Source organism: Stenotrophomonas sp. SrG, assembly GCF_050031795.1.
GTDB classification, from domain to species: Bacteria; Pseudomonadota; Gammaproteobacteria; order Xanthomonadales; family Xanthomonadaceae; genus Stenotrophomonas; species Stenotrophomonas rhizophila_A.
Genome location: NZ_JBNBBE010000031.1, coordinates 1 through 3,601 on the forward strand (window position 1 = coordinate 1; position 3,601 = coordinate 3,601).

At 69.5% G+C, this 3,601-nt stretch carries 4 protein-coding genes; all 4 read right to left on the reverse strand.

The window, feature by feature from the left end; all coding sequences use genetic code 11:
- On the reverse strand, positions 1-583 hold a 583-nt coding region (locus ACQG3P_RS18690; protein ID WP_426805868.1), incomplete at its 3' end, for a squalene/phytoene synthase family protein.
- A 54-nt stretch (positions 584-637) separates the two neighbouring features.
- Entirely contained in the window at positions 638-1,339 is a 702-nt protein-coding gene (locus ACQG3P_RS18695; RefSeq protein WP_426805871.1) for a phosphoglycolate phosphatase, read from the reverse strand.
- On the reverse strand, positions 1,323-2,054 hold the full coding sequence (ubiG, locus tag ACQG3P_RS18700; protein WP_068853241.1) for a bifunctional 2-polyprenyl-6-hydroxyphenol methylase/3-demethylubiquinol 3-O-methyltransferase UbiG: 732 nt from the start codon (positions 2,052-2,054) through the stop codon (positions 1,323-1,325). The genes ACQG3P_RS18695 and ubiG overlap by 17 nt, the downstream gene beginning before the upstream one ends.
- A 33-nt stretch (positions 2,055-2,087) precedes the next feature.
- Positions 2,088-3,431 carry a TRZ/ATZ family hydrolase gene (locus tag ACQG3P_RS18705; protein ID WP_210130696.1) on the reverse strand — a complete coding sequence of 448 codons (1,344 nt, stop codon included), beginning with the start codon at positions 3,429-3,431 and terminating at the stop codon, positions 2,088-2,090.
- Between the last annotated feature and the right edge of the window lie 170 nt (positions 3,432-3,601).

Below are 3,601 nucleotides of genomic sequence, written 5' to 3' on the forward strand. Positions count from 1 at the left end.
GGCCCGCCACGCGGGCCGGCCACTGCCGCACCAGCTGCTGTGCCCAACGCTGCGTGGCATCGCCATCGGCCTGCGCCAGCAGCGAACGCGGCACTGCAGCCACACCCGCTTCGTGCAGGCGCTGGGCCAGGGTCTGCAGCACCACCGGGGTGACCACGTCGCCGCGCGCCGGGGTAGCGAACATCACCGCTTCTACTGCGGCCACGGCGGCGCCGTAGGCCTGCAGGGCGCGCTGCGCGTGCGCCGGGTCCACGGGAACGGCGCGCGCTTCGATCAGGTCCGGCAGGGCCTGCGCCAGTTCGGCCCACGGTGCGCGCACGGGCTCCAGCACGCGGCCCAGCGGATGACGCGAACGCTGCCCGGCCCAGCTGCGCAGCTCCTCGCCCCACCACGCCAGCTTGGCGTCCGCCGGCATCGGGTCGCCGGCGATGTTGAGGATGTCGTCGAATTCCTGCAGCAGCGCGAACCACGCCACCACCAGGGTGCGCTGGGATTCGGCGATGAACGGTTCGGCCACCTGCCATTCCGGCCAGCGGGTCCGCCATTTGTCGAGGAAGCTGTCGAGGGCGGTGGAGGTGGTCATTCGGATTTCCTGAAGTAGAGCGTACCGACCAACGGTCGGTACCTACCGGGTCTGTCAGTTGCCGGCGTTGATTCGGGCGGCGGGCCAAGCGGCCGCCTTCTGAAGTGCAGCCGGCTGTTCGATCATGGCCTCCGCGCCCCAGGCCAGCGGGTCGTCGGCGTCCAGGCGGTAGCCCCACAGGGCGGCGACCGAGGCCATGCCGGCGGCGTTGGCGGCGACGATGTCGCGCTCGTCATCGCCGACGTAGATGCAGGTGCCCGGGTCGATGCCCATCCGCTCGGCGGCGGCCAGCAGCGGCAGCGGGTGCGGCTTGCGCTGGGCCAGCGTGTCGCCGCCGATCAGCACCGCGCAGCGGGTTTCCCAGCCCAGCTGCGGCAGGATCAGCCGCGCCAGGTATTCGGGCTTGTTGGTGACGATGCCCCAGCCACAGCCTGCGGCCTCCAGCGCGTCGAGCATGCCGGCCACGCCATCGAACAGCACCGCGTGCTGGCCGATCAGCGCTTCGTAGCGATCCAGGAACTCGGGCACCAGCGCATCACGCGCCTCCTGCCCCAGTTCGGGAAACGCCACGGCCACCATCGCCCGCGACCCCTTGGACACCACCGGGCGCAACGCCTCCAGCGTGATCGGGGCGCGTTCGCGTTCGGCCAACATCGCGTTGGCGGTGGCCAGCATGTCCGGCGCACTGTCGAGCAGCGTGCCGTCCAGGTCGAACAGCACCGCCTGCGGAAAACCGGACTCAGCCACGGCCGTCAGCGTCGGGCTTGACCGCGTGGGCCAGGTAGTTGATGTCGGTGCGCGAGCTCAACCGCGCGCGGTTGCGCCACGGCTCGTAGGCCATGCCGCTGACATCGCGCAGGTTGAAATCCGCTTCGCGCAGCCACTTGCCCAGCTCGGCCGGCTTGATGAAATCCTGGTAATGGTGCGTGCCCTTGGGCAGCAGGCGCGCGATGTATTCGGCCCCGACGATGGCCACGGCGAACGCAGCCGGGGTGCGGTTGACGGTCGACAGGAACAGCTGGCCGCCCGGCTTGAGCAGGCGGTGGCAGGCGGCGATGATCGCGCCCGGGTCTGGCACGTGTTCCAGCATTTCCATGCAGGTGACCACGTCGAAGCTGCCCGGCTGTTCGGCGGCGAGGTCTTCGGCGGCCTGCACGCGGTAGTCCACCGTGACGCCCGACTCCAGCCCGTGCAAGCGGGCGACCTTGACCAGCTCCGGGGCCAGGTCGATGGCGGTCACGTCGGCGCCGGCCTGGGCCAGCGCTTCGCTGAGCAGGCCGCCGCCGCAGCCGATGTCGAGCACGCGCGCACCGCGCAGCGTGACCCGGTCCGCAACGTACTTCAGGCGCACCGGGTTCAGTGCGTGCAAGGGCTTCTGCGGACCGTCAGCGTCCCACCAGCGATTGGCAAGCGCGGCGAACTTGTCCAGCTCGGCCTGGTCGAAATTGGTGGAAGCGTGGGGGGCGTTCATGGCTGTCCTTTTCGCGCCTCAGGCGCGTGCATATCAATGACGAGCGTGACGAATGCGCTCGCGCCACTGGCGGGCGTTGGCGACGATGGCAGCGGTGTCCATGCCGACCAGCTCGCGCTGGACCAGCTTGGGCTGCCCGGCAATCCAGACATCGCTGACCTGGTGGCGGCCGGCGGCATACACCAGCTGCGAAAGCACGTGGTGCAGCGGCTGGGTTTCCAGCGCCGACAGGTCCACGCAGACCAGGTCGGCCTGCTTGCCCACTTCGATCGAGCCGATGCGGTCGCCGAAGCCCAGCGCGCGTGCGCCACCCAGGGTGGCCGCACGCAGCGTGGTGGCCGCGTCCAGCGCGGTGGCATCGTTGGCCACGGCCTTGGCCAGGATCGCCGCGGTGCGGTTTTCGCTGAACATGTCCAGGTCGTTGTTGCTGGCGCAGCCATCGGTGCCGATCGCCAGGTTGACCCCGGCGCGCTGCAGGGCGCAGGCCGGGCAGAACCCGGAGGCCAGCTTGAGGTTGGATTCGGGGCAATGCACCACGCTCACGCCGCGTTCGGCGCAGAGGTGGATTTCCGCTTCGGTCAGCTGGGTCATGTGCACCGCGATCAGGCGGTCGTTGACCAGCCCCAGGCGGTCCAGCCGCGCCAGCGGGCGCTGGCCGTGCAGCTTGAGCGAATCGCTGATTTCCTGGGCGGTTTCATGCGTGTGCAGGTGCACCTGCATGTCCAGCTGGTCGGACAGCATGCGCACGCGTTCGAAGTTGGCGTCGTTGACGGTGTACGGCGCGTGCGGGGCGAACGACGTGCCGATCAGCGGGTCGTTGCGCCACTGGTCGTGCAGCTCGCCGGCCTTGGCGAAGTACTCGTCGTCGGTCTTGGCCCAGGCGGTGGGGAAATCGATGATCACCGCGCCGACCAGCGCACGGAAGCCGTGCTGCTTGTAGACCGCCGCCTGGACGTCGGCGAAGAAATAGTTTTCGTTGGCGCAGGTGGTGCCACCGCGCAGCATTTCAGCGATGGCCAGGGTGGTGCCATCGGCGACGAATTCAGGGCCGATCACCGCCGCTTCCACCGGCCAGATGTGCTGCTGCAGCCACACCATCAGCGGCAGGTCGTCGGCCACGCCGCGCAGCAGCGTCATCGGGTTGTGCGTGTGGGCGTTGACCAGGCCGGGCATCAGCGCTGCATCGGGGCGCGAGACCACCTGGCGGGCACTGAAGCGCGCGCGCGCGTCGGCGCGCGGCAGGATCGCCACGATTTCGCTGCCGCGCACGGCCACGGCATGGTCTTCCAGCACCACCGCATGCGGTTCGATCGGGACCACGTAACCCGCTTCGATCAACAGGTCACAGGGTTCGGGAATGCGGGTGGTGTCGGTCATGCGGTCTCGCTGAGGCAAAGGTAATGCATCGAATCGGAACGGTGCGCCTGCGGCGTACCGCTGGCGCTCCGGACCGAACGGGCGGGATATCGGCGGCGTATCCCCGGTAGAGCCGACGGGTAAGAGGCAGGCGGTCGCGGCGCCCGGTCGGACCCCGCCCAAAGCAGCCG

Bases quoted from the DNA above. Each gene is read 5' to 3' on its own strand.
- ubiG (WP_068853241.1), bottom strand. From the start codon at position 2,054: ATGAACGCCCCCCACGCTTCCACCAATTTCGACCAGGCCGAGCTGGAC.
- ACQG3P_RS18705 (WP_210130696.1), bottom strand. From the start codon at position 3,431: ATGACCGACACCACCCGCATTCCCGAACCCTGTGACCTGTTGATCGAA.